General features: G+C 48.1%; 22 protein-coding genes. 16 read left to right on the forward strand and 6 right to left on the reverse strand.

Annotated elements, in window-relative coordinates:
* The first annotated feature begins 69 nt into the window (after positions 1-69).
* Positions 70-1,404, forward strand: coding sequence for a glycoside hydrolase family 43 protein (locus P5G61_RS00465; RefSeq protein WP_301243294.1), 1,335 nt, complete (start codon positions 70-72; stop codon positions 1,402-1,404).
* A gap of 93 nt (positions 1,405-1,497) precedes the next feature.
* Positions 1,498-3,336, forward strand: a complete 1,839-nt coding sequence (locus P5G61_RS00470) for an RICIN domain-containing protein (protein WP_301243296.1) — start codon at positions 1,498-1,500, stop codon at positions 3,334-3,336.
* A 217-nt stretch (positions 3,337-3,553) separates the two neighbouring features.
* On the opposite strand, the gene P5G61_RS00475 is transcribed toward P5G61_RS00470, so the two are convergent.
* Positions 3,554-6,160, reverse strand: a complete 2,607-nt coding sequence (locus P5G61_RS00475; protein ID WP_301243298.1) for a winged helix-turn-helix domain-containing protein — start codon at positions 6,158-6,160, stop codon at positions 3,554-3,556.
* A 130-nt stretch (positions 6,161-6,290) separates the two neighbouring features.
* On the opposite strand from P5G61_RS00475, the gene P5G61_RS00480 reads away from it, so the two are divergent.
* From P5G61_RS00480 to P5G61_RS00495, 4 genes are all read left to right on the forward strand, one after another.
* Positions 6,291-7,046, forward strand: a complete 756-nt coding sequence (locus P5G61_RS00480; protein WP_301243300.1) for an exodeoxyribonuclease III — start codon at positions 6,291-6,293, stop codon at positions 7,044-7,046.
* 268 nt (positions 7,047-7,314) lie between these two features.
* Complete coding sequence (locus tag P5G61_RS00485; protein ID WP_301243302.1) at positions 7,315-7,752, forward strand: hypothetical protein; 438 nt, start codon at positions 7,315-7,317, stop codon at positions 7,750-7,752.
* 16 nt (positions 7,753-7,768) lie between these two features.
* The gene (locus tag P5G61_RS00490; RefSeq protein ID WP_301243304.1) at positions 7,769-7,915 is read left to right on the forward strand and encodes a hypothetical protein; all 147 of its coding nucleotides are present in this window, start codon (positions 7,769-7,771) and stop codon (positions 7,913-7,915) included.
* Between the two features lie 146 nt (positions 7,916-8,061).
* Complete coding sequence (locus P5G61_RS00495; RefSeq protein ID WP_379380852.1) at positions 8,062-9,039, forward strand: diaminopimelate dehydrogenase; 978 nt, start codon at positions 8,062-8,064, stop codon at positions 9,037-9,039.
* A 143-nt stretch (positions 9,040-9,182) separates the two neighbouring features.
* On the opposite strand, the gene P5G61_RS00500 is transcribed toward P5G61_RS00495, so the two are convergent.
* On the reverse strand, positions 9,183-10,040 hold the full coding sequence (locus P5G61_RS00500; protein WP_301243308.1) for a pentapeptide repeat-containing protein: 858 nt from the start codon (positions 10,038-10,040) through the stop codon (positions 9,183-9,185).
* A 199-nt stretch (positions 10,041-10,239) separates the two neighbouring features.
* Between P5G61_RS00500 and P5G61_RS00505 the strand changes: the two genes are divergently transcribed.
* On the forward strand, positions 10,240-12,939 hold the full coding sequence (locus tag P5G61_RS00505; RefSeq protein ID WP_301243310.1) for an S-layer homology domain-containing protein: 2,700 nt from the start codon (positions 10,240-10,242) through the stop codon (positions 12,937-12,939).
* A gap of 161 nt (positions 12,940-13,100) precedes the next feature.
* Here the strand turns inward: P5G61_RS00505 and gdhA are convergent, their stop codons facing one another.
* Positions 13,101-14,477 (reverse strand): NADP-specific glutamate dehydrogenase, encoded by a 1,377-nt coding sequence (gene gdhA, locus P5G61_RS00510; protein ID WP_063565366.1) that lies wholly within the window; start codon positions 14,475-14,477, stop codon positions 13,101-13,103.
* A 388-nt stretch (positions 14,478-14,865) separates the two neighbouring features.
* Between gdhA and P5G61_RS00515 the strand changes: the two genes are divergently transcribed.
* From P5G61_RS00515 to P5G61_RS00535, 5 genes are all read left to right on the forward strand, one after another.
* On the forward strand, positions 14,866-15,339 hold the full coding sequence (locus P5G61_RS00515; protein WP_301243315.1) for a GreA/GreB family elongation factor: 474 nt from the start codon (positions 14,866-14,868) through the stop codon (positions 15,337-15,339).
* Complete coding sequence (locus P5G61_RS00520; RefSeq protein WP_024628644.1) at positions 15,329-15,835, forward strand: cation:proton antiporter regulatory subunit; 507 nt, start codon at positions 15,329-15,331, stop codon at positions 15,833-15,835. Before P5G61_RS00515 ends, P5G61_RS00520 begins: the two co-directional genes overlap by 11 nt.
* 3 nt (positions 15,836-15,838) lie before the next feature.
* The gene (locus P5G61_RS00525; RefSeq protein ID WP_301243319.1) at positions 15,839-17,044 is read left to right on the forward strand and encodes a cation:proton antiporter; all 1,206 of its coding nucleotides are present in this window, start codon (positions 15,839-15,841) and stop codon (positions 17,042-17,044) included.
* 361 nt (positions 17,045-17,405) lie between these two features.
* A complete protein-coding gene (gene exlX / locus P5G61_RS00530; RefSeq protein WP_301243321.1) occupies positions 17,406-18,122 on the forward strand; it encodes an expansin ExlX in 717 nt (238 codons plus the stop codon).
* A 144-nt stretch (positions 18,123-18,266) separates the two neighbouring features.
* On the forward strand, positions 18,267-19,223 hold the full coding sequence (locus tag P5G61_RS00535) for an alpha/beta hydrolase (RefSeq protein ID WP_301243323.1): 957 nt from the start codon (positions 18,267-18,269) through the stop codon (positions 19,221-19,223).
* Here P5G61_RS00535 and P5G61_RS00540 read toward each other — a convergent pair.
* Positions 19,218-20,096 (reverse strand): PhzF family phenazine biosynthesis protein, encoded by an 879-nt coding sequence (locus tag P5G61_RS00540; RefSeq protein ID WP_301243325.1) that lies wholly within the window; start codon positions 20,094-20,096, stop codon positions 19,218-19,220. The two genes, P5G61_RS00535 and P5G61_RS00540, sit on opposite strands and share 6 nt — an antisense overlap.
* 181 nt (positions 20,097-20,277) lie before the next feature.
* Here P5G61_RS00540 and P5G61_RS00545 point away from each other — a divergent pair, with 181 nt between their 5' ends.
* From P5G61_RS00545 to P5G61_RS00555, 3 genes are all read left to right on the forward strand, one after another.
* Complete coding sequence (locus P5G61_RS00545; RefSeq protein WP_301243327.1) at positions 20,278-21,204, forward strand: NADP-dependent oxidoreductase; 927 nt, start codon at positions 20,278-20,280, stop codon at positions 21,202-21,204.
* Between the two features lie 103 nt (positions 21,205-21,307).
* Positions 21,308-21,937 carry a type 1 glutamine amidotransferase family protein gene (locus P5G61_RS00550; RefSeq protein ID WP_301243329.1) on the forward strand — a complete coding sequence of 210 codons (630 nt, stop codon included), beginning with the start codon at positions 21,308-21,310 and terminating at the stop codon, positions 21,935-21,937.
* 82 nt (positions 21,938-22,019) lie between these two features.
* Positions 22,020-22,757, forward strand: a complete 738-nt coding sequence (locus tag P5G61_RS00555) for a cyclase family protein (RefSeq protein ID WP_301243331.1) — start codon at positions 22,020-22,022, stop codon at positions 22,755-22,757.
* Between the two features lie 134 nt (positions 22,758-22,891).
* Here the strand turns inward: P5G61_RS00555 and P5G61_RS00560 are convergent, their stop codons facing one another.
* The gene (locus P5G61_RS00560; RefSeq protein ID WP_094936863.1) at positions 22,892-23,092 is read right to left on the reverse strand and encodes a hypothetical protein; all 201 of its coding nucleotides are present in this window, start codon (positions 23,090-23,092) and stop codon (positions 22,892-22,894) included.
* Between the two features lie 185 nt (positions 23,093-23,277).
* On the opposite strand from P5G61_RS00560, the gene P5G61_RS00565 reads away from it, so the two are divergent.
* Positions 23,278-23,778: a hypothetical protein gene (locus P5G61_RS00565; RefSeq protein WP_301243334.1), complete on the forward strand. Its 501-nt coding sequence runs from the start codon at positions 23,278-23,280 to the stop codon at positions 23,776-23,778.
* Between the two features lie 78 nt (positions 23,779-23,856).
* On the opposite strand, the gene P5G61_RS00570 is transcribed toward P5G61_RS00565, so the two are convergent.
* Positions 23,857-25,683 carry an ABC transporter substrate-binding protein gene (locus P5G61_RS00570; RefSeq protein ID WP_301243336.1) on the reverse strand — a complete coding sequence of 609 codons (1,827 nt, stop codon included), beginning with the start codon at positions 25,681-25,683 and terminating at the stop codon, positions 23,857-23,859.
* Positions 25,684-25,699: the final 16 nt, after the last annotated feature.

The following is a 25,699-nucleotide window of genomic DNA, read 5'->3' on the forward strand; positions in this document are numbered from 1 at the left end:
CGATCTGTGAGGGAGGTGATGTTAGGCAAAAGGTATGCCTGTCCCACATTTTGGATAAGGAGATGACCCATGTTCACAACGAAAAGATGGAGTACAAGGTTATTCAACACTTGTAAGTCCGGCATGATCATGCTGCTCGGGGCACTGCTTCTATTCATCACGTTATTTCCCAATACAGCCAGAGCAGCAACAAGTGTCTACACGATCTCGGCTTTTACCAATACGAGCGAATCCAATCTGTATATCTACGAATCCTACAATGCGACGAATTATGGTTTGCTAAAAGGGCCAGCTTATACACCCCCGGCCAATCTGATCCGTGATCCCAGCATCATGAAGCATACGGATGGGCTGTATTATGTCGTTTATACCACGAACTGGTCAGGCAATACGATCGGCATCGCATCAAGCAAGGATAAGGTGAACTGGACGTTTGTCCGCAATATTACCCTATCTGCACCCACCACGATTGCACATACCTGGGCACCGGAATGGTTCAAAGACAGCAATGGCAGTCTGAACATCATCGTGTCCATCTCCCCAGGCAACTATGAGAACTTCAAACCTTATGTCATCACGGCGACCAATGCAACCCTGTCTTCCACAACATGGTCTGCTGCCACAGAGCTCGCAGGCATTGCACCCAACTACATCGATACCTTCATCGTCAAGACAGGCTCAACCTATCATGCTTTTACCAAGAATGAAACCACCAAGTATATCGAATATGCTACGGCTACTTCCCTCACCGGACCTTACACGTTCAAAGGGACAGGGGATTGGGCAGGCTGGGGCTCCTGGGTAGAGGGACCTGCGCTTGTCCAGCTGGATAACGGTTCCTGGCGAATCTATTTTGATGCTTACTCCACACAAAAATATTATTACAGCGACTCTGCCGACGGGTTTCAGACCTGGAGTGCAAAGCAGGAGCTTGCCGGTCTGACCGGATTGGTTCGGCATATGACCGTGTTGAAAGAGACCGGGCAGCCAGGCGATATTCGCAAGCTGGAATCCTACAATGTGCCGGGCAGCTATATTCGCCATTACAACTACCAGGCCCGAATTGATACCAACGTTAGCCCTCCGGAGGATGCACAGTTCCGAATCGTTCCGGGGCTTGCGGACGCATCAGGGGTCTCGTTTGAATCGATCAATTACCCGGGCTACTTCCTGAGGCATAACAATTATGACATTGTACTTGTGAAAAATGATGGCAGTGCGACCTTCAAAAGTGATGCCACGTTCAAGCGTGTGAATGGTCTTGCCAATTCTTCCTGGACTTCATACGCATCATTGAATTACCCAGACCGTTATTTGAGACATGTGAACAACATGCTGCGACTGGAACCGGTCGTAACGGCGGTTGACAAGTCGGACGCCACTTTCAGGGAGATGGCACAGTAATCTTCTGAAATCTTCCAAAAATCCTCCATATAGATTGAACTCATTTACCTCGTGAAAAATGGAAATTATTTTATCTCAGAAGGAGTGAATTGAATGAAGTGGTTGAAACGTTTGGGCACCCTGCTAATGGCAGGAAGTCTTATAACAGGGAGCTTGGGTACGGAAGCATCCGCCGCGGGTTCTTATACAGCTACAGCTGATCCCTCGAAGCAATATCAGACCATTGAAGGTTGGGGAACGTCCCTTGCCTGGTGGGGCAAAGTGGTCGGAGAGTACTCCAACCGAGATGAATATGTAGAAAAGATGTTTAGCCCAACAACTGGACTAGGTCTGAACGTCCTGCGTTACAACATTGGAGGCGGCGATAATCCTTCATCCAATGCGCTGGAATATCGCAAAGCCGTGCCGGGATATCAGCCTTCTCCTGGCGTGTACGACTGGAATGCAGATGCTAATCAGAGGTATATGCTGCAAGCCGCCAAATCGTATGGGGTCAACGTCTTTGAAGCCTTTGCGAACTCGGCACCCTACTGGATGACCATTAGCGGAAGTGTGTCCGGTGCCGCGAATGGTGGCAACAATCTAAAGCCGGATTACTATGATGATTTTGCTGATTATCTCACAGAGGTCGTGAAGCATTTCAGAGATAACTGGGGCATCACGTTCGATACGGTAACCCCGCTTAATGAACCGGTTTCAACATGGTGGAGGCAGGGCAATGATCAGGAGGGCATGCACTTTGACCGCGCAGATCAGAATACGATTTTGAGCCAGGTGCAAGCCTCACTCACAGCAAAGGGACTGTCAACAAAACTGAGCGCACCGGAAGAATACAGTCTGGATGATTCACCAACTTCCTTCAACAGTTACAGCAGTGCAGTAAAGTCTGCGATCAGTCAGATTAACACACATACCTATGGGGGGAGCAATCGTGCATCATTGCGAAATACAGCGACTTCAGCGGGGAAACATCTCTGGACCTCAGAATATGGAGACGGGGATGCCAGCGGATTAACGATGTCACGCACGATCCTCAAGGATGTACGCAACATGGGGGCGAGTGCGTGGGTGTACTGGCAAGCTGTAGATAGCGCTGATGGTTGGGGATTTTTCAAAAACGTACTGAATAACACGCAAACGACCAGCTACACCGTGAATCAGAAATATTATGTAATGGGCAATTACAGCAAGTTTATTCGTCCCGGAACCAAGATCATCGGCATGAGTGATGCCAATACGCTTGCCACCTATGATGCTGCTTCAGGTAAAGTGGTACTGGTCACCACCAACTCGGAATCGACCGATACAACGGTGACCTATGATCTGAGCCGATTTACAAGTCTTGGATCTTCCGCTCAAGCTTATCGTACATCGTCTACAGAGAAGTTGCAGCAACTGACCAACATCAACATTCAGAATAAAAAGTTTACAGCAACCGCCAAAGCGGGCTCGGTTACAACCTATGTCATATCCGGCGCGACGTATAATGGCAGCACAGGATATGAAAGCGGGGCCATCTACAAGCTGATCAATCGAAACAGCGGCCTTGCTCTGGATGTCAACGGCGCTTCAACTGCCGGGGGTGCAACCATCATCCAGTGGAATGACAACGGAGCGGCCAACCAGCAATGGAAGCTGGAGGCGGCTGGCAACGGGTATTATAACATCCGCAATGTAGCCAGCGGGCTTTTGCTGGATGTGAATTCGAGTTCCACGCAGGGTGGAGCTGCACTGATCCAGTGGCAGGATAACGGCGGCAACAATCAGCAGTGGCTGCCCGTGGACGTTGGGGGTTATCTCGTTCTTGTAAACCGCAACAGTGGTCTAACCGTAGATATCAATCAGAGCTCCACGACCGCAGGTGCCTCGACCATTCAATGGGCGGACAATGGCGGAGCCAATCAGCAATGGAGCCTTGTTAAGGTCAATTAGCTTCTGTCCATGTTTGGAGCACTGTCAGGAGGGAGGAAGGGTAGAGGATCATTTGAAGTGATGAAAAAGCCGCGGTGCTCCGCGGCTGCATGAAGGCGGATTATGATCCTCCCTATGTATGAGCAGGCTAACCAGAATGTGCTGGTTAGCCTGTTTCGGGTTTGTTTGACCGGAGTGATCGACTTGACCGACTTGGTGTGGCACCCTTCCGTCATCTTCAATCTTCGTTTAATCCGGCTTCCAGCGTCTTACCAATGGCTTCCAGTCTGGACGTGACGCCAAGCTTGCTATATATGCGATTGATATGCGTTTTTATGGTGCCTGTCCCGATATTCATGCGGCTCGCAATTTCACGGTTTGCATGTCCATGGGACATATGGATCAGTACCAGCCGCTCTTTCGGGGTGAGTGAAGCGATGGTTTCCATCAGGTGGGGAGCCGTGGAATCCTGTCCGAAAAGAGGGCGGGGATTGAAGGCCTGAAGTACCTGCTTCACATAAGAGGTGGACGGTTTATTTCTGATGCTCCATTCATGGCTAGGCTTCAGCTGCATATAGGACTGGATCAACCCGGCTGAGGCGGCGCTCTCCTGCAAGAACAGGGTAATAAAGTCTTCGGCCTCTGCCAGATGAAGCGCTTGGCCTATATAGATCAGTGCGGCATCCATTCGTCCCGAGCCGGAGAATGCCAGTGCATGAAGCAGATTGGCTTCAATGGCTTCGATGGGGCGTTTCTCCTGTTCAGTCAGTTGATCAAGCCGTTCAATCAGTGGCAGGGCCTGCTCTGTTTTGCCCATTAGGATGAGAAAGCGTGCCAATTGCAAATAGATATGCAAATGATAGATGGAGATGGGATCTGTGGCAGCAAGTTTCCACCGGCCAATCCAGTCGATGGCCTGTCTGGTATCACCATTCATCAGGAGCATGCGAGCGAGCTCTGCCTGCACGTGAATGACGGCATCATCCATCTGCTGTTCTTCCAGTTCAGCCACTGCTTCGTTCAGGTATTGCACCGCTTCTTGATGCCGCTGCTGAAGAGTCAGGCTGCGCGCCATGTAGATCCAGCCGGGAAGGCGGATGCTTGCGCGATGTTGTGTATCTTCAAACAGATCAGCGGCTTCCATGCCCAGTTGAATATAATGCTGTGCTTGATCCATTTCATTCCAGTGATAGTGCAGCTCGCCAAATCCAATATAGAGCCAAGCCAGCACAGGCTGATTCAGATTGCGCATCAGTTCGATAATGTGCAGCAGAAAGGGCTCTGCGATAGGCTTGGCAAGCTGCCCGAATTGACCGCGGAATGCACCAAGCATGGTAGGATGGGCAGGCCCGTCAAACATACCAAGAATAAAGTTGCCCATATGGGGCAGATGCTCCTGGAACTGCTGAAGATTGTTCAGTGCAGCCAGATTGTTCTGTTCGTTGAACGTCGAATAGAGCGAACGCATTAGCACCAGATTGCCGGATACCGATTGTCGCTCGGTTTCAGTCCAGTTCGCCCCGTCTGAGGCAAGCCTGCGTTCCATTTTGTGCAGTTCGGATTCAAAGCGTACACTTTGGCGTCCGAATAGGAGCGAGAGCATATAAGAGAAGTGCAGGGTGGGCCGGGCAAGCAGCACGTATTCAGGCAAAGCCCCCAGCCAGTTGCCAATCGTCGACCATTCACGCATGAGGGTACGATCCGCCATGTTCTCCAGCAGATCAGCCACCTGATCATAGTCGCCTGCGGCTAGCCATTGCTCTATGGCTTCTTCGGGCATGTGCTGTGACATGCACCACTCGGCAGCCCTGCGGCGTCGTTCATTCTCCCTGCCGGGATATAACTTCATGAGCTGAGCGAGCAAAAACGCGGAGAACAGGGGGTGAAAACGATACCAGCCTCCTGCATCATGTAGCGGAATCAGAAACAGGCCTGATTTCTCGGCTTCTTCCAGCATAAGTCCGGGCTGTGGGTGCTGGCTGACGGCTCCGCACAGAGCGGCGTTGAAGCGTGGCAACACACTGCAGTCCATCAGAAATTGCTGCATTGCCGGAGCAAGGTCGCGGAATACTTCCTCCAGCAAGTAGGATTCAAACAAGCGAGGGTTACTCGTAAGCTCTTTGAGCACGTGGTGTGTGCTATGCTTTTCCATCGCGAGAGCAGCAAGCTTCAATGCAGCAATCCAACCTTCGGTACGATCCACGAAGGAACGTGAGGTCTGTTCGGGCAGCTCCAGTTTCATCAGATCACGGAAAAACATAATTCCTTCCGCCTCCGTAAACCGCATATCATCGGCTTCGATCTGGAGCACTGCCTGTTCAAGCTCCAGTTTGGCAAGCGATAGATCGGGCAGTTCACGGCTGATCAGAATAACATGCAGGCTGGCAGGCATGAATTCAAGGAAATAAGCAAAGGCGTGCCTGATTTCATCCGCCTGAATGAAATGGAAATCGTCCAGCACGATAATCAGCGGCCCAGTCATTCGACTGAGTTCATTCAATAGATATACCGTCGCCATCTCGTTGTCGCCACTGAGGAGCAGGTGATTGAACGCATTGATCTTCACACCGAATTCAGGCAGGGCGGTTTGAATACCGGCTGCGATATATTGCCAGAATCGGATAAGCTCGTTATCTCCGGCATCCAGTGATATCCACACCAGCGGCTGTGTGATCTGGCTGCACCAGCGGCTGACCAGCGTTGTCTTTCCATATCCGGCAGGCGAAGTGACCAGCGTTAATTTTCGAAAAAGTCCTTTAGCCAGTAAATGGTTCAGACGTTCACGCTCCAGTGTGGGAATATGGAGGTAGGGCAAGCTCAGCTTGGATTGAAGGGTCATCAACATATATGTTTCCTTTCCTGATCATTCGGAGTATATCCCCCATAATTCGACAAAAACACAGGAATTCCTCTTCATCTGCTTGTCCTTCCGAATTCGCGCATGCTATATTGGAGAGATGTGAGGAGATGAGGATATGAAGCTGGTGTCCTGGAATGTCAATGGATTACGGGCGTGTGTAACCAAAGGATTCATGGATTATTATAACGAGAGTCAGGCCGATATTTTCTGTGTGCAGGAAACGAAGCTTCAAGCTGGTCAGATCGAGATGGATCTGGGGGAAGACGTGTATCAATACTGGAATTATGCGGTGAAAAAAGGATACTCCGGCACCGCCATATTTACTCGAATCAAGCCGTTATCCGTCTGGTACGGGATAGAGGAAGACAGCGAGCCGGAGGGTCGGATGATTACGCTGGAGTTTGACCATTTTTACCTGATCAATGTGTATACCCCCAACGCGAAGCGGGATCTGACCCGACTTCCTTACCGACTGGAATGGGAGGATCGATTCCGGGAATATGTGCTGCAATTGGAGCAGACCAAGCCGGTGATCATGTGTGGAGACCTGAATGTAGCCCATCAGGAGATCGATCTGAAGAATCCAAAGTCCAATCTGGGCAACTCGGGATTTACGCTCGAAGAGCGAGCCAAGATGACCGATTTGCTGGCTGCTGGATATGTGGATAGCTTCCGCCATCTGTATCCGGATCAGACGGATGTTTATAGCTGGTGGTCTTACATGCCGAAGGTCAGAGAGCGGAATGTGGGCTGGCGTATCGACTATTTTCTGGTGTCCAATCAACTGACTTCGAAGGTGAAAGACGCACATATCGATTGTCATGTCATGGGCAGTGATCATTGTCCGGTGGGTCTAACACTGGAGCTGTAGTTGACGAGATAGCCCGGGAAGAAGTCAGTTTAAGATCATTAAAAAAGTGCAACCGCAAGTTTCCGTCATCGGAGATTTGCGGTTTTTTGGCATGTTATCCATCCCCGCAGGACAGGAAGGCTTAACATCTTTTTACGCCACAGGTAGGGGGAGAAACTGGACTTTGGTTGGGGAACGAACTGGACCCTGGATTGTTCCGTTTCCACCAGTTCTTGGGTAGGATTGAAGTATACATATAGTGAACCTGGGAGTAAGGGGTAGAGAATGAATGAATAAAGGATTACATCGAGGATTGAAAGTGCTGGGAGGGCTGATGCTGGCCACAGGACTTGTTCTGCTGACGGGTACGGCATATGAGGCTTATCAATCGACGCAGGATATGAAGGCTTATTCCCCGTCAGGGACATACGACGAAATGAGCGGTTCCAATATGCATCTCTACGCAGCTGGAAAAGATGGCGTAACGATGGCGTTTGCCTCAGATAGGGGTGCACCTAACCCTTATATGGGTTTCAGTTCGTTGTATCAACCGTTGAAACCGCATGTGAAACTTGCAATGCATGATCATTTTGGTTCCGGGTACAGCGACGTTACGGATCGCCCTCGCGGGTTGGAAACCGTGACGGAGGAGATTCATCCGTTGCTGCGAGTATCCGGTCAAGTAGCGGCAGAGTTTCTGAAGATAGCGCACTCATTCAATGAATAATGAACGGGGGAGCTGGATGAAAAATATAAGCGTTGTCGCCCGCTTTCTGTCCATCCTATTGGCAAGTTGCCTGTTATCCTTAACGGTTTTGATCGTATCGGTTGTATGGGCAACGTCCCCTGTGAATGCCTTTCCAGATATCCATTCGATTGAACATGATTAGACTAAGGGGGAACGCGTTGCAAATCCGATAGTGAATTTCTGTTGAAATAGCCTTTACCTACTGGAAACCTGACAAGTTACATGGTATGTTATATCATTATAATAGAGTAGTAGGCAACTATAGATGAAGACAGGAGAGGATTGAACATGATTAAAGTTGGTATCGTAGGGTACGGTAACCTGGGTAAAGGTGTGGAGAAAGCCATTTCACAAAATGAGGATCTGGAACTGGTTGCGGTCTTTACGCGTCGTAATCCGGAGCAGATGGTCGCTGAAGGCACAGAGGTTCGTTTCGAGCATATCTCTGCGGCTGAGCAATACATAGGCAAAATTGATGTCATGATTCTGTGCGGTGGCTCAGCAACGGATCTTCCGGAACAGACGCCTGCCATCGCCAAATTGTTCAATACGGTAGACAGCTTCGATACACATGCCAAAATCCCTGAATTCTATAAGGAAGTTCATGCTGCGGCAGAGCAAGGCGGACATGTGAGTGTCATCTCGACAGGATGGGACCCGGGCTTGTTCTCGATGAACCGTCTGCTTGCGCAATCCATTCTGCCAGAAGGCAAAGAATACACATTCTGGGGCAAAGGGGTCAGCCAAGGGCATTCGGATGCTATCCGCCGTGTTCCAGGTGTTAAAGCTGGTGTTCAGTACACCGTACCTGTCGAAGAGGTGATTAACCGCATTCGTGCCGGAGAGACACCTGAACTGTCCACACGCGAGAAGCATTTGCGTCAATGCTATGTGGTGGCTGAAGAGGGTGCCAATCAGGATGAGATTCGTGAAACGATTGTATCCATGCCGAACTATTTCTCGGATTACGATACTACGGTGACGTTCATTACTGAAGAGCAGTTAAAGGCTGAGCACGAAGGCATGCCGCATGGCGGGTTTGTCATTCGCAGTGGAGTTACAGGCGCAGGCCAGAAACAAATTATTGAATTCGGTCTGAAGCTGGACAGCAACCCGGAATTCACAGCGAGCGTGCTTGTGGCGTATGCCCGAGCTGCACAGCGTCTGAGCCTGGAAGGGCAGAAGGGTGCGAAGACGGTATTTGATATTCCGCTGGGTCACCTGTCTCCGAAGTCGGCTGAGGATCTTCGCCGCGACCTGTTATAATACGGTAGTGCAAGTCACAGGGCATTGCATTTGAACGGCTTGTTATCCTTTGTAAAATAGAACATAGTAGCCCGCCCTTCGCCTAAAGAAGGACGGGCTATTTGCTGTACAATCCTGCTCTACGCGTATTGGCTGAATCATGCCTAAGACCAATGCTCAGGCATATGCAGATGGACGGGCAGCTTGGTGCGGGCGTTGCCCTTAGCTGCATTGATCTGGGATTGTGTCAGGAAAATGCCGCCGGTCAGATCCGCTCCGCCAAGATGGGCATCACGCAAGTCGGCACCAATCCAATCGGCATGTCGCAGGTCCGCATTGCGCAGATCACAAGCAATCATGAGAGCACCCCGGAAGCTGGCGCCCCGCAGATCAACCCCTGCCAGATTCGCTCCTAACAAGTCTCTTCCAGTACGTTTTTGGCTCTTCAGCTTTCCCTTTCCATGTTCACGACTCATGGGTGGTGCACTGGCGCGTACCAATGTACTTGCCTTGACCAAAAGCTCGTTCACCATCGCACGATGAGCAGGAATGTCCAGGCGCAGCAGGGCCGTTGGCTCCAGATTGGCAAGATGCTGTATCTCCTCATATCTTTCTCGCAGAGCGGCATGAAGTGTAGACGTTTCCGGCCGCATCAGCATTTCATTCAGATAACTGAGCAGCTCGTGAAGTTGTCTCAGGGCAGGCAGGCAATCGAACATCTCGCTTGCGGATTCCGGATGATCTCGCCAATCCTTGCCTGCATAGGTTATCTGGGACAGCTTCTGTCCGGCGCCAAAACAGTCATACACGGTGCAGCCCTTGAACCCTTTTTGCCGGAGCTGGGTATGAATTCCGCAGCGATGGTCTGTACGCAGGTTGGGACAGGGAGTACCACTGGATTTGTCAAAAGCAAAATCGGATGATTTGCCATAGGGCAAGGCAACACAACACAGACCGAAACATTGCTCGCAGTCCGCTCTCAAATGAGGACCGGCTGTGGTCGCGTATGGTTGGTTAGACAAAATGCACACTTCCTTTAATAGTAAAAAAACAGATTGAGTCAGTTCAGTACCACTTTACCATTACACTGGGATTCGATCAATTCGAATCAGGAGTCTTGTTTTCTCTACCGGGGGGTAGACGCCGGCTTTGCATTTTAATCTTAAAATAGGGTTATTCAATTTGCAGGTACTACACTGCTGGTCATGTGGGGGAGAACAAATGCGGATAAGAAAGACGGGAATTAGTTTGTGGATTGCAGTATTGGTGACAAGTCTGTTGTATGGGTATGGACCGAGCGTGCATGCCGACGCCGGTGGTCGAACGTGGGAAGTGGATGTCACCAGATATGACGGGTTTTCGGTCATTGATGCCAAGCCAACGGAGGATGGCGGATATATTCTGGCAGGCAGGAGCGGGAATCAGAGTGCGCTGCTGAAAACGGATGCGGAAGGTAAGGAGTTATGGCGTAAACAGCTGACCGAAGGAACGGAGCCGAGATACGATGTGCGAGCTGTTATTCCGCTGCGGGACAATGAGTACATGTATGCAGGAATCGATAACAATGATCTGAATCAATCCGTCATTGGCAAATTGAATGCGGATCATGAGATTGCCTTTTCTGTAGAGGTCGAGGGCAGTGTAAGCTCCTTGCTCAAGACAGATCATGAACTGATCTTGTTAACCGGTTATCGGCGTTCTGCAAACGGTGAACTGGACCCGATGGCAGTCATGCTGAATCCAGGGAGCAGTCAGATATTTAATACAACCTATGCGCAGCCCTATAATCAATTTATACACGCCAGCCTTCGCTCCTTTAAGGGCACCCACCTGCTTGGAGGTTCGACCCAACAGGATGGAGTCAGCTGGTATACCGATGCGCTCCTGACAGAAGTGGATGTGACAGGTGTGCAGATCAATCAGAGAACATATGGTACACCGGATGCAAGCGAAACGATTGAGGCTATGGCGCCGGTGAATGATTTTGGGTATATTTTGACGGGAAATGTGGTCGTTGGCTCTAAACAGGAGATCATGCTGCTTAAACTGGATGCCAATCTGGACCAAGAGTGGATGAGGACATATCCTGTAGGAAACCATGGTGTGGACGTAAAGCTGGCCGTTGAAGGGGGATATGTGGTATCAGGCACGGACAGCGATCTGAACATGCTTGTATTGAAAACTGATGAAGCAGGTAATATGCAGTGGGTCCACCAGCTATCCGAAAAGGGATCAGGTTCAAGCACCAAACAAAACCCTGATGGGAGTTACTCGTTTCTAGGCGGGGACGACAATGGTGGATGGTATACCCTTCGGGTTACTGCGCCTGAACAAATTGCCGTGGACGATCAAGCCAATCTTATTGTAGGCACAACGCCCGATATGGAGTTTTCAACCAATGCTGGCGTGAGCTATACTTCCTTTGCCGTTGAACCATCACCGACTTTTCCCGGGAATGAAGAGGTGTGGGTAAGGTATCGGAAAGACAGGGAACAAGGTTATGGTGCGGGCCAAGTCCGGGTTCTACAATTTACTGCCAATGCAGCAGATGCCCGTTTACACAAGCTGGCTTTCGATGGATTGCCCTTGACCGGATTCGATCCCGAGCTTGAAGAGTATACGATTCAAGTCTCGAAGGATGCATCATCCATTACGGTAACGGCCAGTACGTATGAGCCCGCTGCCAGTCTGCTTCTTGATGGACAGTCTGCACAATCGGGCCAAGGCGTAAATGTGCCTGTAATTGCGCCAACGCAGGACGTCGTTATTGAAGTTACAGCGGCGGACAGGATCAATCAACGAAAGTATACCCTGCATGTCGTTCAAGAGACTGATCCGGCTACAGGGGAACCGGGAGGGCCCGAGAACCCGGAGAACCCGGAAAACCCGGAAAACCCGGAAAACCCAGGAAATCCAGAGAATCCAGGGACTCCAGAGGAACCTCCTGTGCAGCCAGGGAATCCATCTGGACCATCGGTTCCAAGTGTTCCCTCATCTCCAATGGGACAGCAAACTGCATCGGCTGCACCTGCCATCTCGTCCAACTTAACAGGACTGAACGTTTCGCCAGGCAAACTTGAACCTGCATTTTCCCCGGAGCAGTTTCGCTACCGGCTAACATTGCCAGCAGATACCTCGGTGGTAACCCTGCATTGGCCTGTGATCGGACAGAGTATTACGGTGAACGGCTCCCCGGCGCAGCAGGGCAATATTACGCTGGTGAACCTGAACCATGGCAGCAATCCGGTTACGATCGGTGTCAAGGGCTTGGATGACGAGGCCAAGGAATATTACATTGATATCGTTCGGGGTGAGACGGTGACTTCTGAATCGGAGGAGGGTCCTGGTCTTGGGGAAGATCTCACTGCCATTGAAGGCCAGCCGGATTGGGCTGATCGGGCGATGGCGATTGCGGCTCAAAAGGGCATTGTGCAGGGTTATGGAGATGGCACCTATAGACCGCATGGGACCCTTACCCGGCTGGAATATGCCGTTATGCTGCAACGAATGCTTCAATTGCCTTTGAGAGAAAGAGAGACAACACAGCGTAGCTTCAAGGATCAGGAGAATATTCCGGATTGGGGGCTCGCGGCCGTATCAGCGGTGAGTGAAGCAGGCATTATGCAGGGCTACCCGGATGGAAATTATGCCCCTGATCTTGCCATAACCCGGGCAGAGATGTCTGCCATTGTAGTTAGAGCATTTCAGTTGAAGAACGAATCGGATTCGGCGAATTCTGCGTTACCGTCATTTCTTGATGTGGATCAGGTGGCCCTGTGGGCACGCCCCTACGTGCAAATCTTGCAACAGCATGGTATTGTCAAAGGCAGAGCCAATAACAGGTTTGCTCCACAGGATAATCTCACCCGTGCTGAGGCGGTAATGGTTCTGCTTCGCATCCAGCAGATGCTGGATTCATAACCAATCACATGTCACATATAAAATGAACATACACTTGTGTTGCATCCTAACGAAATAAACATAAAGGGCAGCTCTCCCTGGGGAGAACTGCCCTTTATTTATCTTAGAAAAAATGGCATTACACTGGCTGGCAAATTCCTGTGGTGAATGGTTTGCCTAAGTTAGACGATACCTTGCGCGAGCATGGCATCTGCCACCTTCAGGAAACCAGCGATGTTCGCTCCGGCAAGCAGGTTACCTGCACAGCCGTACTCATCCGCTGCCTGAACACAGCTAGTGTAGATGTTCGACATAATGTCATGCAGCTTGGCGTCCACTTCTTCAAATGACCAGGACAACCGCATGCTGTTCTGTGACATTTCAAGCGCGGACACGGCTACTCCGCCAGCGTTAGCCGCTTTGGCTGGTCCAAACAGCACGCCTTCTTTATGGAACACATCAATCGCAGCCAAAGTGGAAGGCATATTCGCTCCTTCACCGATGGCTTTAACTCCGCCTTGCACGAGCAACGCAGCAGCCTGTTCGTCAATTTCGTTTTGCGTAGCACAAGGCAGCGCGATATCACAAGGGATAGACCAGATGCCTTCACAGCCTTCGGTATATACGGCATGTGGATGCTCTTTGACATATTCGCTGATCCGCAGACGATCAACCTCTTTTAATCTTTTTACGGTATCCAGATTGATTCCTTGAGCATCATAGATGTAACCACCGGAGTCACTACACGCCACAACATTAGCTCCAAGCTCCTGAGCCTTCTGAATGGCATAGATGGATACATTACCCGAACCGGAGACAACAACCGTGCTGTCCTTGAAGCTCAGTCCTTTGGATGCCAGCATTTCCTTCACAAAGTACACACATCCGAATCCGGTAGCTTCCTTACGTGCAAGACTTCCTCCGTATAGGAGCCCTTTACCTGTAAGTACGCCGGCTTCATGTCCACCGCTGATACGTTTGTACTGTCCGAACATATAACCGATCTCCCGTGCACCTACACCGATGTCGCCGGCAGGTACGTCCGCATCGGAACCGATATATTTGTACAGCTCGGTCATGAAGCTTTGAGTGAAACGCATAACTTCCAGATCTGATTTTCCTTTTGGATCGAAATCGGAACCACCTTTACCACCGCCGATGGGCAGACCAGTCAGGGCATTTTTGAAAATTTGCTCGAACCCGAGGAACTTAACGATTCCCGAGTAAACGGAAGGATGGAAACGAAGTCCGCCTTTGTAAGGGCCAATTGCGCTGTTGAACTGAACCCGGAATCCCCGGTTGACCTGTACCTTACCTTGATCATCTACCCAAGGCACACGGAATGTAATGACACGTTCTGGTTCAACAAGCTGTTCAAGCAAGCCATTTTCCCGATATTTCGGGTGAGCTGCAATGACAGGAATAAGCGAGTCCAGGATCTCTTTGACAGCCTGATGGAACTCACTTTCCTGTGGATTTCTGGCGATAACCGATTCGTAAACGGAATGAACATACTCTGCAGCAGTTACTTGAGTTGAATCCTTAGTTATAGTCGACACTTTTTCAATGCACTCCTTTATTGTGTTAAAGTCTTGGGATGGCTATTTGTATAAATTGCATAAAAGTTTGTAGTTAAATATACAGGAAACCAAATAAAAATACGAGATGGAAATCCATAAAATGTTTTTTATGACGTTATTAAAATCTTCTATGGATCTGTCATATGATGTAAAGGTTAAGTTTGGAAGCTGGATGGACTGCCCTATTATCGTTATACAACGTAAAGTTAACGGAATAGCTGGATTAAAAAATTAGTTTTGGTAAGATGGTAGTAAGACCGCGGGATCCGTGGTTTTTTTATCTATATGAAGGAGGAGAACAACATGATGAAGAAAAACATGCGAATCAACATGGAGAACAGGGCTTGTATAGGAGGTGAGATCTATTATGAACCATAGGTCCTCCTTTCAAAACTGCAGAGAAATGCTGGTGAACCAGCTCATTATATTCGGTGAAGAGAAAAGAACATTTCTCGACGCCTATTTTGACGTGCGTGATCCGGAACGTTCGCAGATGGAACGGCTGCTCGCGGCCTATACAACGTGTGTTGAGAAGCTGCTTCTCGGTTCGGATGAAGCTCTGGACTCGGTGGTACTCATCGGTAGCTTGATCCGGTTTGAATACGTTGATTTCCACACATCCGATTCATTCACCATTGGTATGCCGGATGACGCTGACCCGGATGCGGGGCGTATTTCCTTCCTCTCCCCTGTGGGCCGGCAATTACTGCTTGGACTTAAGGGAGAAGTGAGGTCGATTAATATACCAGCTGGCTCCATGCGGGTACGTATTATGGATATTACGTTGAACAATGAATCCTTGAACCGGATGCCGAATGGGGGTGCAGATCATGCACTTTAAAGAGACGGATTTGCCGGGAATTGGACGTAAGTATTGGCTGCATACACGCAGCGGTGAACATCTGGTCATCGTCATTCATAATGATGAGCGGCGTGACCTGTTTCACATGGAGTCAGGCGATTCGCCTGAAGAACTGGGAGACATGGTGTCACTGGTCACACTGGACGATGATGAGGCACGTGCGGTAGCGGCTATTGTTGGCGGCATGACGTACAAACCAACGTTTCAGGATGAGCGTGAAGTGATGCTGGAGGGGCTGTTAATTGAATGGCTCCGTATTGAACCGCATTCAGAGAGCATAGGAAGAACGATCGGAGAACTGAATATTCGCCAGGCAACAGGTGCGGTTATTCTGGCTGTGGTCGAGAAGAACAGGACGAAGCAGTTTAATCCGGGTCCGGACTATACCTTTACTGCGGGGGCTACGGTTGTTGTCGCTGGGGAACGGGATCAGATCAAACTGTTAAAACGGTTGTTATCCAATGGACGGCTCTAGCCTATGGATATGCTCATATTCGAAGTGGGAATTGCCGTTGCGCTGATTACACTTACGGGGCTAATATCTGCAAGATTACGATTTTCGGTCATACCTTTCTATATCCTGATTGGCATGGCTGTTGGACCGCATGCACCACAGATCGGCATTGTGGATCTGCGTTTTATCGAAAGCTCGTCATTTATTGAATTTATGGGCAGGCTGGGCATTCTGTTTTTACTTTTTTATCTTGGGCTTGAATTCTCGGTATCCCGTCTGCTGAAATCAGGCAAGGCCATTCTGACCGGAGGCATGTTCTACGTTGGACTAAATTTTGCTTCCGGTCTTCTGCTGGGCTGGTTTATGGAGCTGCCACTCAAGGAAACGTTGGTTGTCTGTGGCATTATGACGAGTTCTTCCACAGCTATTGTGGCTAAAGTACTCGTGGATTTGAAGCGCACGGCGAACCCGGAGACGGAGATTATTATGGGTATGATCATGTTTGATGATCTGTTCATCGCCATCCATATCTCCATACTGACGGGGCTTGTACTTAGTGGGGCTACCTCATTCCTCAGCGTCTTGCTCGTATCCCTGTCAGCGCTGCTGTTTATTGTGCTGTTTCTAATCATAGGCAGGAAATGTATCAAGTATATTGATATGGCACTCAACATCAAATCATCGGAGTTATTTTTGCTTACGGTTATGACGCTGCTCTTCCTGGTGGCGGGTTTCTCGGAAACGCTGCATGTGGCTGAGGCGATTGGGGCTTTGATGATGGGGCTCGTTCTTGGGGAATCGAGACATGCCAGCCGAATTGAGCATCAGATCATGCCGTTCAAAGATTTCTTTGGTGCCATCTTCTTTTTCAGCTTTGGCCTGACCATTGAACCTTCGACCCTTGGTGGGGCCGTTGGAATGACCGTCATTGCGGTTATTCTGACGATTGCCAGCAACTATGGTGCGGGGATGATCGCGGGCCGATTGGCCGGGATGACACCAAAGGCTTCTCTTAATGTGGGATTCACGCTGGTGTCCCGTGGAGAGTTCTCCATCATTATGGCGAACATCGGCAAGGCCGGAGGCCTGATGGCATCCATTCAGTCTTTTGCCGTATTATATGTGTTGATTCTTGCAGTGCTTGGCCCGATTCTGACCAAAGAATCGCCCTGGATTTACAGTCAATATGCTCGTTTGAGGAAAAGAATGAAACGAAGGCAGACAGAGTGAATCTATGGAAACTGTTATTGCCTTTGTGAAGAGGATAGGTTAACAAATTAATGTGACTCTGTATTGAGTTTCTGGGCTCCGGTCTATAAGCGTCACGCCGCTTGGAGAAGATAATTTCTCCCCGGTGTGGCGCTTTTCTTTTTTCGGAATAGATGAGTACATTAGCGGGTCTAAACACCTAATTCAAGTGAGATAAACATGTTGTTTTCATGCTCGTGGAAGGATCAAGACTTGGACGGGACTTTGGATGCTATTTAGCTGATTAGATTGAAAATAATCATAATTTATGTAAAATAATGTTATATTCAAATCTAGTAATCTAGTAATCAAGCATGTATCTGACGACAAGGAGGATTCTGGCATGAATCAAAAAAGCAGATTTCCACGGTTAAAATGGGTTGGTTCAACGTTATTGTTAGGCTTAGTGCTGTTTGCATTACCGGCATCTGCCGCTTGGAATGATACATACAAAGGTTACGCTACTTATACAGGTTCAGGATACTCGGGAGGGGCTCTGTTGCTGGATCCTATTCCTGCGGACATGAAAATTACGGCACTTAATCCATATCAGCTTAATTATAATGGCATCAAGGCTGCGCTGGCTGGAGCGTATCTAGAAGTGCAAGGTCCCAAAGGCAAAACGACCGTATATGTAACGGATCTGTATCCTGAGGGAGCCAGTGGTGCGCTGGATCTTTCACCAAATGCCTTTAACCTGATCGGGGATCCGAAGGCAGGCAAAATCGATATCAGTTGGAAAGTCGTGAAAGCTCCGGTCAAAGGTAACGTTTCCTATCGGATCAAGGAAGGCAGCAGTCAGTGGTGGGCAGCGATCCAGGTTCGTAATCATAATTATCCGGTGCTAAAGCTCGAAGTGAAGCAAAAGGACGGCACATGGCTCAATCTGGAGAAGCAGGACTATAATCATTTCCTGGGAACTGGACTGGGCAAAGATAAACTGAACATTCGCATCACAGATATTCGCGGTCAGGTAGTGAATGATACCATTCCGGCTTTGCCTGAAAATGGATCGGGTGGAGCATATATTGTACCGGGTAATGTACAGTTTCCTGATTGACAGAGGTATGAAGTTTTTTATGAAAAATTATGGTCAAAAGTATGCTTAATGAAAAGTCGTGCAATGCACGGCTTTTTTTGGTTATATAAGATGGTGCTCATGCAACTGGATTATTGGTTTTGCGAGAAGAGGAGAATGTACAACATGAACAATGTGCCTTCATATCATTCAACACATCATTATTGGAAACAGTATCAAGCATTCTTTCCGGAAGAATTCAGGCTAGGGGAACATGCGAATCCTGAAGAGGAGTGGTGGGAATCGAACGGGGTTCATCTGCACATCGATCGTCTGCCCGCGCCCGAGTCGCCAATTAAAATTCTGTTCATTCACGGAGCCGGAGGCAATGGCAGGTTGCTCGCTCCTTATGCCCGAATGTTGCAGCTCCGAGGTTATGAGGTAGTATCGCCAGATCTTCCACCGTATGGGTTAAGCTATGCGTTGTCTGGCACACGTCTCAATTATGATCTATGGATCAAGCTGCTTGTTTCACTCGCTGATCGTGAATATAAGAAAGACGGCAAGCCGATCGTTGTGTTGGGAAGCAGCATCGGGGGAATGCTGGCGTATCACACGAGTGCACGCAGTGAGCATGTACAAGGCTTGATCGTAACAACCTTTGTGGACACGAGTGATGCTGATATGCGTGACCAGCTTGCGCCAAACCGTGTGATTAGCCGATGGGGCAAACGCATGATGGACCAGTTCCCCGGCCTGCTTGATCGTATCCGCATCTCCGTCAAACAGGTATCGCGAATGCAACTGATTACCAATAATTCGGATTTAACCCGACTTATTATGAATGATCCACAAGCGGCAGCGACGCGTGTCCCATTGGAACTGTTAAGAACATTCCTGAATAAGAAGCCGGAGGTAGACCCGGAACAGTTTGATCAATGTCCTGTCCTGCTGGTTCACCCCGAACTGGACCCGATGACACCATTACGGTTCAGCCAATCTTTTTTTGATCGATTGAAAGTGGAGAAGGAATGTGTAGTGTTGGAAGGAGCGGGCCACTTCCCTATAGAACAGCCAGGGCTGAATCAATTGGAGGAAGCGGTGTTACGATTTTTACATCAGATTCAAGCAAAGCATTCATGAAAATTGGATTCGAATGTTCTCTATATGAACCGCGACTCCACCCACTTGAATTTTTGTGAGTTCATTGGAAATGTCCAGCGTTAATTTGGCTCGGATCTCCGAGGGACGGTTCATGGTGTATCCTTGTCTAATCGTATAGATTTTATCATTGGGATCTGAAAGTTGGTTGTATTTATGTAAATAACAGAGTAAAGCACCGTTAGATGTACCTGTTGCGCTCTCTTCCGGAATATCGTAAAGGGGAGCAAAATTCCGGCATTCTGCCAGAGCGACCTCTGCATCTGGTTCGAGTGCAAACACATGATAACCTACGACATGGTTAGCTTTGCTAATTTCAGCGATAAGCTGAAAGTCAGGAATGATTTTTGGCAGAACATCAACATGTTTAACAGCAATCAAGATATCTCGTAATCCGGTAGACACGATCTGCACAGGTAATTCGGCGTGTAAATCATCTGTAGAAATACCCAGAGAATCCGCAATGGTTTGTCGTTCAACAATCTCTCCAAACTCTGGTAGCGCCTGAGACAGATAGACTTCACCATTATTCTGGACAACCACTTCGAGTATTCCGGCCAGTGTCTCCAGTGTGTACATCCCTACCTCAACGATATGCTGTGCTTTCATTAAATAAAATAAAGCAATCGTTGCATGCCCGCATAGATTAACTTCATCACTAGGGGTGAAGTAACGAACTTTGAAATCTGCCTGGTCTGATGGCATAACAAATGCCGTCTCTGAAAATCCAACTTGTCTGGCAATCTCCTGCATCTGGGATTCGGATAAGTGTCCTGCTTGTAAAACAACTCCTGCAGGGTTTCCGCCTAGAGGCTTATCGGAAAATGCATGTAACGTACTTACTTCAATGTCCACAATGCTACCTCGCTTGTTCGGTTATTTAGGTTCAACAGTTCTACATTATATCATGGTTCGTGATCAGGATTGTGACCCCAAACCTGCTGCGAATTCGTGAATATAGGTCAAGTGCACGATCGGGAAGGGTAATGAAGAAGGAGAGCATAACGATAATCCTATGGAAAGGCTGGTATCTCTAATGAAAGCCATTGTAATTGAAGAGTTCGGTGGAGCAGAACAATTGAAGGAAAAAGAAATGACCAAGCCGACATGTGGAGTAAATCAGGTGCTGATCCGCATTCATGCTACTTCTGTTAACCCGGTGGATTTTAAAGTCAGACAAGGTCATATGAAAGAGGCTGTGGATTCTTTCCCACTCATATTGGGCGGGGATGTCGCCGGTACGGTAGAAGAAGCGGGTTCCAATGTGGCGAGGTTCAGAGCGGGAGATCGTGTATTTGCCCGTCCTCGTCATTTCGGAACCTATGCAGAATATGTGGCCGTGGATGCGGACATCATTGCCCGTATTCCAGAGAAACTGAGCTTCGAGGAAGCAGCTGCTATACCATTAGCAGCCATGACGGCCTGGCAGGCACTTGTTGACCATGGACGGCTTGCCAAAGGACAGAAGGTTCTCATTCACGCGGGAGCAGGTGGTGTAGGAACCTATGCCATTCAGATCGCCAAATATCTTGGCGCTGAAGTGGCTTCCACCGCAAGTGAATCGAATGAGGAATTGCTCCGTTCGCTGGGTGTGGATCATTTTATCAATTATAAAAAAGAAGACTTCTCGGAGATTCTCTCCGGTTATGATGTCGTGCTGGACACGATGGGTGGGGACATTCAACGTGATAGCTTCAAGGTATTAAAGCCCGGTGCACATCTGGTATCGCTTGTGGAACAACCGGATGAAACGCTGGCTAAGGAAGCAGGTGTAACCGCCAACGTGTTCATGATGGAACCCAAAGGGGACCAACTTGATCAGTTGGCTGAGCTCGCTGCTGAGGGCAAACTGAGACCCATCATTGATGAGACATACCCCTTAAGTGAACAAGGACTGCGTGAAGCGCACGATAAAAGCGAAACCCATCATACACGCGGGAAACTGGTCATTCGAGTAGAATAGATGAGGATTACCGCTAATTATTATCAAATTTAAAAACTTTACTGACGGAAGATGTCAGTAAAGTTTTTTTATAATAGGGGTATCAAATAGAAGGGGGTGCATTATGCATACCAAAAAAGTGTATCTTTATGTATTTAATACGATGTCAGATTGGGAGGTAGGTTATTTAATTGCTGAACTAAACTCGGGAAGATATTTTAGAAAAGGGCTGGCGCCGATAGAAGTGGTTACCGTGGGTGTTGATAAAAGTCCGGTGACTACCATGGGAGGGATGGACATATTGCCTCGCGTTTCTGTGGATGAGTGTATGTTAGAAAGCACGGATGTGTTGGTTCTTCCGGGTGGAGATACTTGGATGGAAACCATTCACGAACCGATATTGAAAAAAGCTGCGACATCATTAGAACAGGGTCATATTGTTGCGGCAATTTGTGGGGCAACCGTTGGACTCGCAAGGATGGGATTGTTAGACTCCAGAAGTCATACAAGCAACGATCTGGACTATTTGAAAATGATTTGTCCACATTACATGGGAGAAAAATACTATAAGAGGGTTCCGGCCGTAACGGATGACAATTTGGTTACTGCATCAGGCATAGCACCGTTGGAATTCGCGATGCATGTATTGAAGGTACTGGATGTATTTACACCGGAGACTTTAGATTCATGGTTCAATCTATATCAGACTCATGATCCAAAATACTTTTTCGAGTTAATGAATTCTATCAAATAGCTGGTATTTCGATATTTTCGCATGGGGTGGAATAAGATATAATAGGAGGAATTTATTCCATTCTATGTATGAGGTGATTCGGATGTCCAATGAACTCATTCAAGCGATTCAATTATTAAAAGAAAAAAAGTGGGTTGATCTGACTCATACGTTTGGACCGGAATCTCCACATTTCTCAGCTTTTGCTGCGGCACAATTCGATACGTTGTTTAATCACGATCAAGGCTTCTTTGCCCAGAGTTTCAGGTTTCCCGGACAATATGGTACGCATCTGGATGCACCGATTCACTTTGTGCGTGATACCCGTTATCTGGATGAATTGGGGTTGAAGGAGCTTGTGCTACCACTGGTAGTCATTGATCAATCTGAGGCTGTAGAGAGCAATCCGGATTTCACGCTGGATGTCGAGCATATTCTTGAGTTTGAAAAAGAGCATGGTGTGATTGAAGCTGGCAGCTTTGTAGCACTGCGTACCGATTGGAGCAAACGCTGGCCCAGTCATGAAGCCTTCGACAACAAGGATGCAGAGGGAAATAGTCATGCACCCGGATGGTCAGTCAGTGCGCTAATGTTTTTATTCGAGGAAAGAAAAATACAGGCGATTGGTCATGAAACCTTCGATACCGATTCAGCCGTGGATTATCAAAAGAACGGGTCGCTTCTGGCGGAATATTATGTACTTGCCCAGGATACATATCAGGTAGAGCTGTTAACGAATCTGGATCAGGTTCCGGCCAAAGGTGCAGTGATCTTCAATATCGTACCCAAGGCTGAAAGGGCGTCCGGTTTTCCAGTCCGTTCATTTGCCATACTGCCGTAAAATAAGGTTGAACATAGACATATCGCAATTGACTCAGATGCAGTTCTTTCCGAACGATTCACATATGAGATTTTAACAAACAGAACGCTCAGATAAATAATAAAGGAGGCGTATTCCGCCTCCTTTTTATGTGTTTACTTTTGATCCGATGAGGGATCCTGATTAAACCGTTGTGAAATTTTCTTCTCTGTTTTCTTACGCCGTATCCAGCGCTTGAAAATACCTTCTTCTTTTCTTCCCTGCAGTGTTTCTTTCATGCCTTGGATCATAAATTCGGATCTTCGTCTGTCATCCCGACCAATCTCGCGCAATTCCTTAATAAATTTGTCGTCCATATCTGCCTCTCGCTCATTAAGTATATCTTCATTATACCGAACGTACGTTCTTTTATCAAGTTTTACCAAAATCGAATTTTTGGGGACCATTTGAGTGAGAAAGAGCACAGGATCTGTCTTCTCCATATGTGAAAATGAAGTGAAACATTCATCAAAATCTGTATAACATGTCTGGAGGGTGAGGGATGAAGAACGGTGATGGTGATGATGATGAAAGGAAGCATAAATGTGGACCTGAAAGATCGTGGGTGCTCATTATAATGCAGGGGCTGTTGGGCATCGGTGCAATTATTGGAGGGGGAGTTCTCATTATTGATCCATCGGGAAGTCTCGTCGGTATGCCGCCTTCGTTGTTGGAGCATTCCCCGTTTGGCAGTTTTTTGATCCCGGGAATTATACTATTGTTGGTTCTCGGCGTTGTACCGATGATCATTGCGATTGCACTCATTCGTCACACTCACTGGGGAATAGGTGAAAAACTGAATCTTTTCCCGAATCAATATTGGGGATGGACGTTCTCGTTATATACAGGATTTGCTCTGATCATCTGGATTATGGTGCAGGTATACTGGCTCCAGCATGTATCTGTTATCCATCTGGTCTATTTTGCCTGGGGAGTGGGGATCCAGATTGTTACTCTGTTGCCTGGCATACAGCGAAGATACAAGGCAGACTGCTCATCATAATCTAATTCTCTCTATAAAATAAAACGTCTGTTATCCGGATCTTGGAGTGATCCAGCTGACAGACGTTTATCTTTATTGTTACTTGGAGGCCTGGTAGGCGCTCAAGAATTCCTTCACTTTTGCCGGATCGGACTTCAATTCATTCCCGGTCTGCACGAGTGGACTTACGGTAGAGTATGCCTTAAGTTTATTGTTTTTGTAGAACTGCAAAATGTCATCCTGATTGATGGAGTACAGTACGGCTTTTCTCAGGTCACTGCTCTTGGCAACTTCCCGATTGGCTGTGTTGAACAACAGATAGGAAACCGCATTGCTCGGAATGCTCTGTAAGTGCAATTTGCTGTCACCTTTGATAATGTCATACTTCGTTTCAGGTACCCCGTAGTATAAGTGGATTTCGCTACTGCGAAGAGCAGACAGCGCACTATCGGCATCCGAGATGAAACGGACATTCACCTGAGAAATCTTGGGTGCATATTCAGAGCCTATACGGTAGCCGGGGTTCTGATAGAATACACCTTCATAATCATTTTTATAGGCCAAAATATATGGGCCGCTGGCATACAGAGTGTTGTTGTATGCAGCGCCTTCTGTCACCGTATTCTGATCGCCGTAAGGAATGTCCTTATTCACATCAAACGAAGCCACATCATACGTATTGATGCTCTCCACCTGCTTTTTGGACACAATGCCAGCAGATTGGTGGGCCAGATAGTTCAATACTTGCGGGAAAGGTTCCGTGGTTGTGAGTTTCACGACCTGATACTTGCCGGCAGCATTATCGGCTTTATTTTTGTCGGTGACCAGTTCCGTAATTTGGGTGCCAAGCCCTTGTTCCAATGCTTCTTTAATCGAACCTCCGCCGCTGGATTGCTGAATGGATTCCAGGGAACTTAGATCCGTTACCAACTCGGCCTCCTTGATATGTTCGTGAAGGCTGTATGTCCGGTGATCCGGTACGGAATCTTTGTTTTTGGCGCGATCAAGAGAGAAAATGACATCATCTGCACCGACACGTTCACCCGTATCTACAGCTTTTTTATGTTCAATCTTCGCAAAGTTGATATCGTCTCTGAGAATGAAATAATACTCCGAATTTCCTTCTGCAATACTGAAATTGTGGGAGAGTGATCCGTCTGCTGTCAGTTGATCGTCATCCGTCAGGTTAACGAGACGTACATACATGTTGGTGTTCAATTGGTTGATGGAACCGTCATTTCCTTTGATCGGGTCAAGGGAAGTCAGGACGGAAGCGGTTTGTGTCAGAATTAATGGTTCTTTTGTATTTTTGGAGCTGTCTTTGAATTCAATCGGTTCCCACGCCATGGCACGGGATTTGGACAGACGAACGGTGTCTGCATTCAGAATGTCTTTGTTCACAGCCTGACTTTTCAGGGAAATGTACAGCGGAGCGATATAGGCTTGATCGGTTACCAATCGATCCTCCAATTGTTTATATGTATCCTTGTATTCGTCCGGAGTCTGAGTAGCGGCCTGGTCAATAAGCTTATCGATTTCCTCATCAGCCAGAATGCTGTAATCCCCACCTGTTTTGAAAAGAGAACGGACTGCATAATCCGGGTTTCCGGTAACGGTTGTCCAGCTGGACAGGGCAATATCATAATTGCCTGCATCCTGTTGGGATTTGTAGCTGCCGTAATCTGGCTGCAGATTCAGCTTAACATTGAAGCCATTCTTGGTGAGCTGGTCGCGGATAATATTCACGTCATTTTCGGAAGAGCTCTGAGCCAGTAATTCGATGTCCACTGGTTTTTGGTTTTGCGAATTCTCCGTTGTATCCGAAGGAGTGGTTTCCGATTGGGATTCCGTCTTGGTCTTCACATTGCAACCGGAGACCACAAGGACGAGAATCAATAGTAATGCTATCAACGTACGTTTTTTCATGAAAATACCTCCAGAT

The organism is Paenibacillus vandeheii (genome assembly GCF_030433635.1).
GTDB classification, from domain to species: Bacteria; Bacillota; Bacilli; order Paenibacillales; family Paenibacillaceae; genus Paenibacillus; species Paenibacillus vandeheii.

Excerpts from the sequence above, each read along its gene's own strand:
- P5G61_RS00465 (WP_301243294.1), top strand. The coding sequence starts at position 70 with ATGTTCACAACGAAAAGATGGAGTACAAGGTTATTCAACACTTGTAAG.
- P5G61_RS00470 (WP_301243296.1), top strand. The coding sequence starts at position 1,498 with ATGAAGTGGTTGAAACGTTTGGGCACCCTGCTAATGGCAGGAAGTCTT.
- P5G61_RS00475 (WP_301243298.1), bottom strand. The coding sequence starts at position 6,160 with ATGTTGATGACCCTTCAATCCAAGCTGAGCTTGCCCTACCTCCATATT.
- P5G61_RS00480 (WP_301243300.1), top strand. The coding sequence starts at position 6,291 with ATGAAGCTGGTGTCCTGGAATGTCAATGGATTACGGGCGTGTGTAACC.
- P5G61_RS00485 (WP_301243302.1), top strand. The coding sequence starts at position 7,315 with ATGAATAAAGGATTACATCGAGGATTGAAAGTGCTGGGAGGGCTGATG.
- P5G61_RS00490 (WP_301243304.1), top strand. The coding sequence starts at position 7,769 with ATGAAAAATATAAGCGTTGTCGCCCGCTTTCTGTCCATCCTATTGGCA.
- P5G61_RS00495 (WP_379380852.1), top strand. The coding sequence starts at position 8,062 with ATGATTAAAGTTGGTATCGTAGGGTACGGTAACCTGGGTAAAGGTGTG.
- P5G61_RS00505 (WP_301243310.1), top strand. The coding sequence starts at position 10,240 with ATGCGGATAAGAAAGACGGGAATTAGTTTGTGGATTGCAGTATTGGTG.
- P5G61_RS00515 (WP_301243315.1), top strand. The coding sequence starts at position 14,866 with ATGAACCATAGGTCCTCCTTTCAAAACTGCAGAGAAATGCTGGTGAAC.
- P5G61_RS00520 (WP_024628644.1), top strand. The coding sequence starts at position 15,329 with ATGCACTTTAAAGAGACGGATTTGCCGGGAATTGGACGTAAGTATTGG.
- P5G61_RS00525 (WP_301243319.1), top strand. The coding sequence starts at position 15,839 with ATGGATATGCTCATATTCGAAGTGGGAATTGCCGTTGCGCTGATTACA.
- exlX (WP_301243321.1), top strand. The coding sequence starts at position 17,406 with ATGAATCAAAAAAGCAGATTTCCACGGTTAAAATGGGTTGGTTCAACG.
- P5G61_RS00535 (WP_301243323.1), top strand. The coding sequence starts at position 18,267 with ATGAACAATGTGCCTTCATATCATTCAACACATCATTATTGGAAACAG.
- P5G61_RS00545 (WP_301243327.1), top strand. The coding sequence starts at position 20,278 with ATGAAAGCCATTGTAATTGAAGAGTTCGGTGGAGCAGAACAATTGAAG.
- P5G61_RS00550 (WP_301243329.1), top strand. The coding sequence starts at position 21,308 with ATGCATACCAAAAAAGTGTATCTTTATGTATTTAATACGATGTCAGAT.
- P5G61_RS00555 (WP_301243331.1), top strand. The coding sequence starts at position 22,020 with ATGTCCAATGAACTCATTCAAGCGATTCAATTATTAAAAGAAAAAAAG.
- P5G61_RS00560 (WP_094936863.1), bottom strand. The coding sequence starts at position 23,092 with ATGGACGACAAATTTATTAAGGAATTGCGCGAGATTGGTCGGGATGAC.
- P5G61_RS00565 (WP_301243334.1), top strand. The coding sequence starts at position 23,278 with ATGAAGAACGGTGATGGTGATGATGATGAAAGGAAGCATAAATGTGGA.
- P5G61_RS00570 (WP_301243336.1), bottom strand. The coding sequence starts at position 25,683 with ATGAAAAAACGTACGTTGATAGCATTACTATTGATTCTCGTCCTTGTG.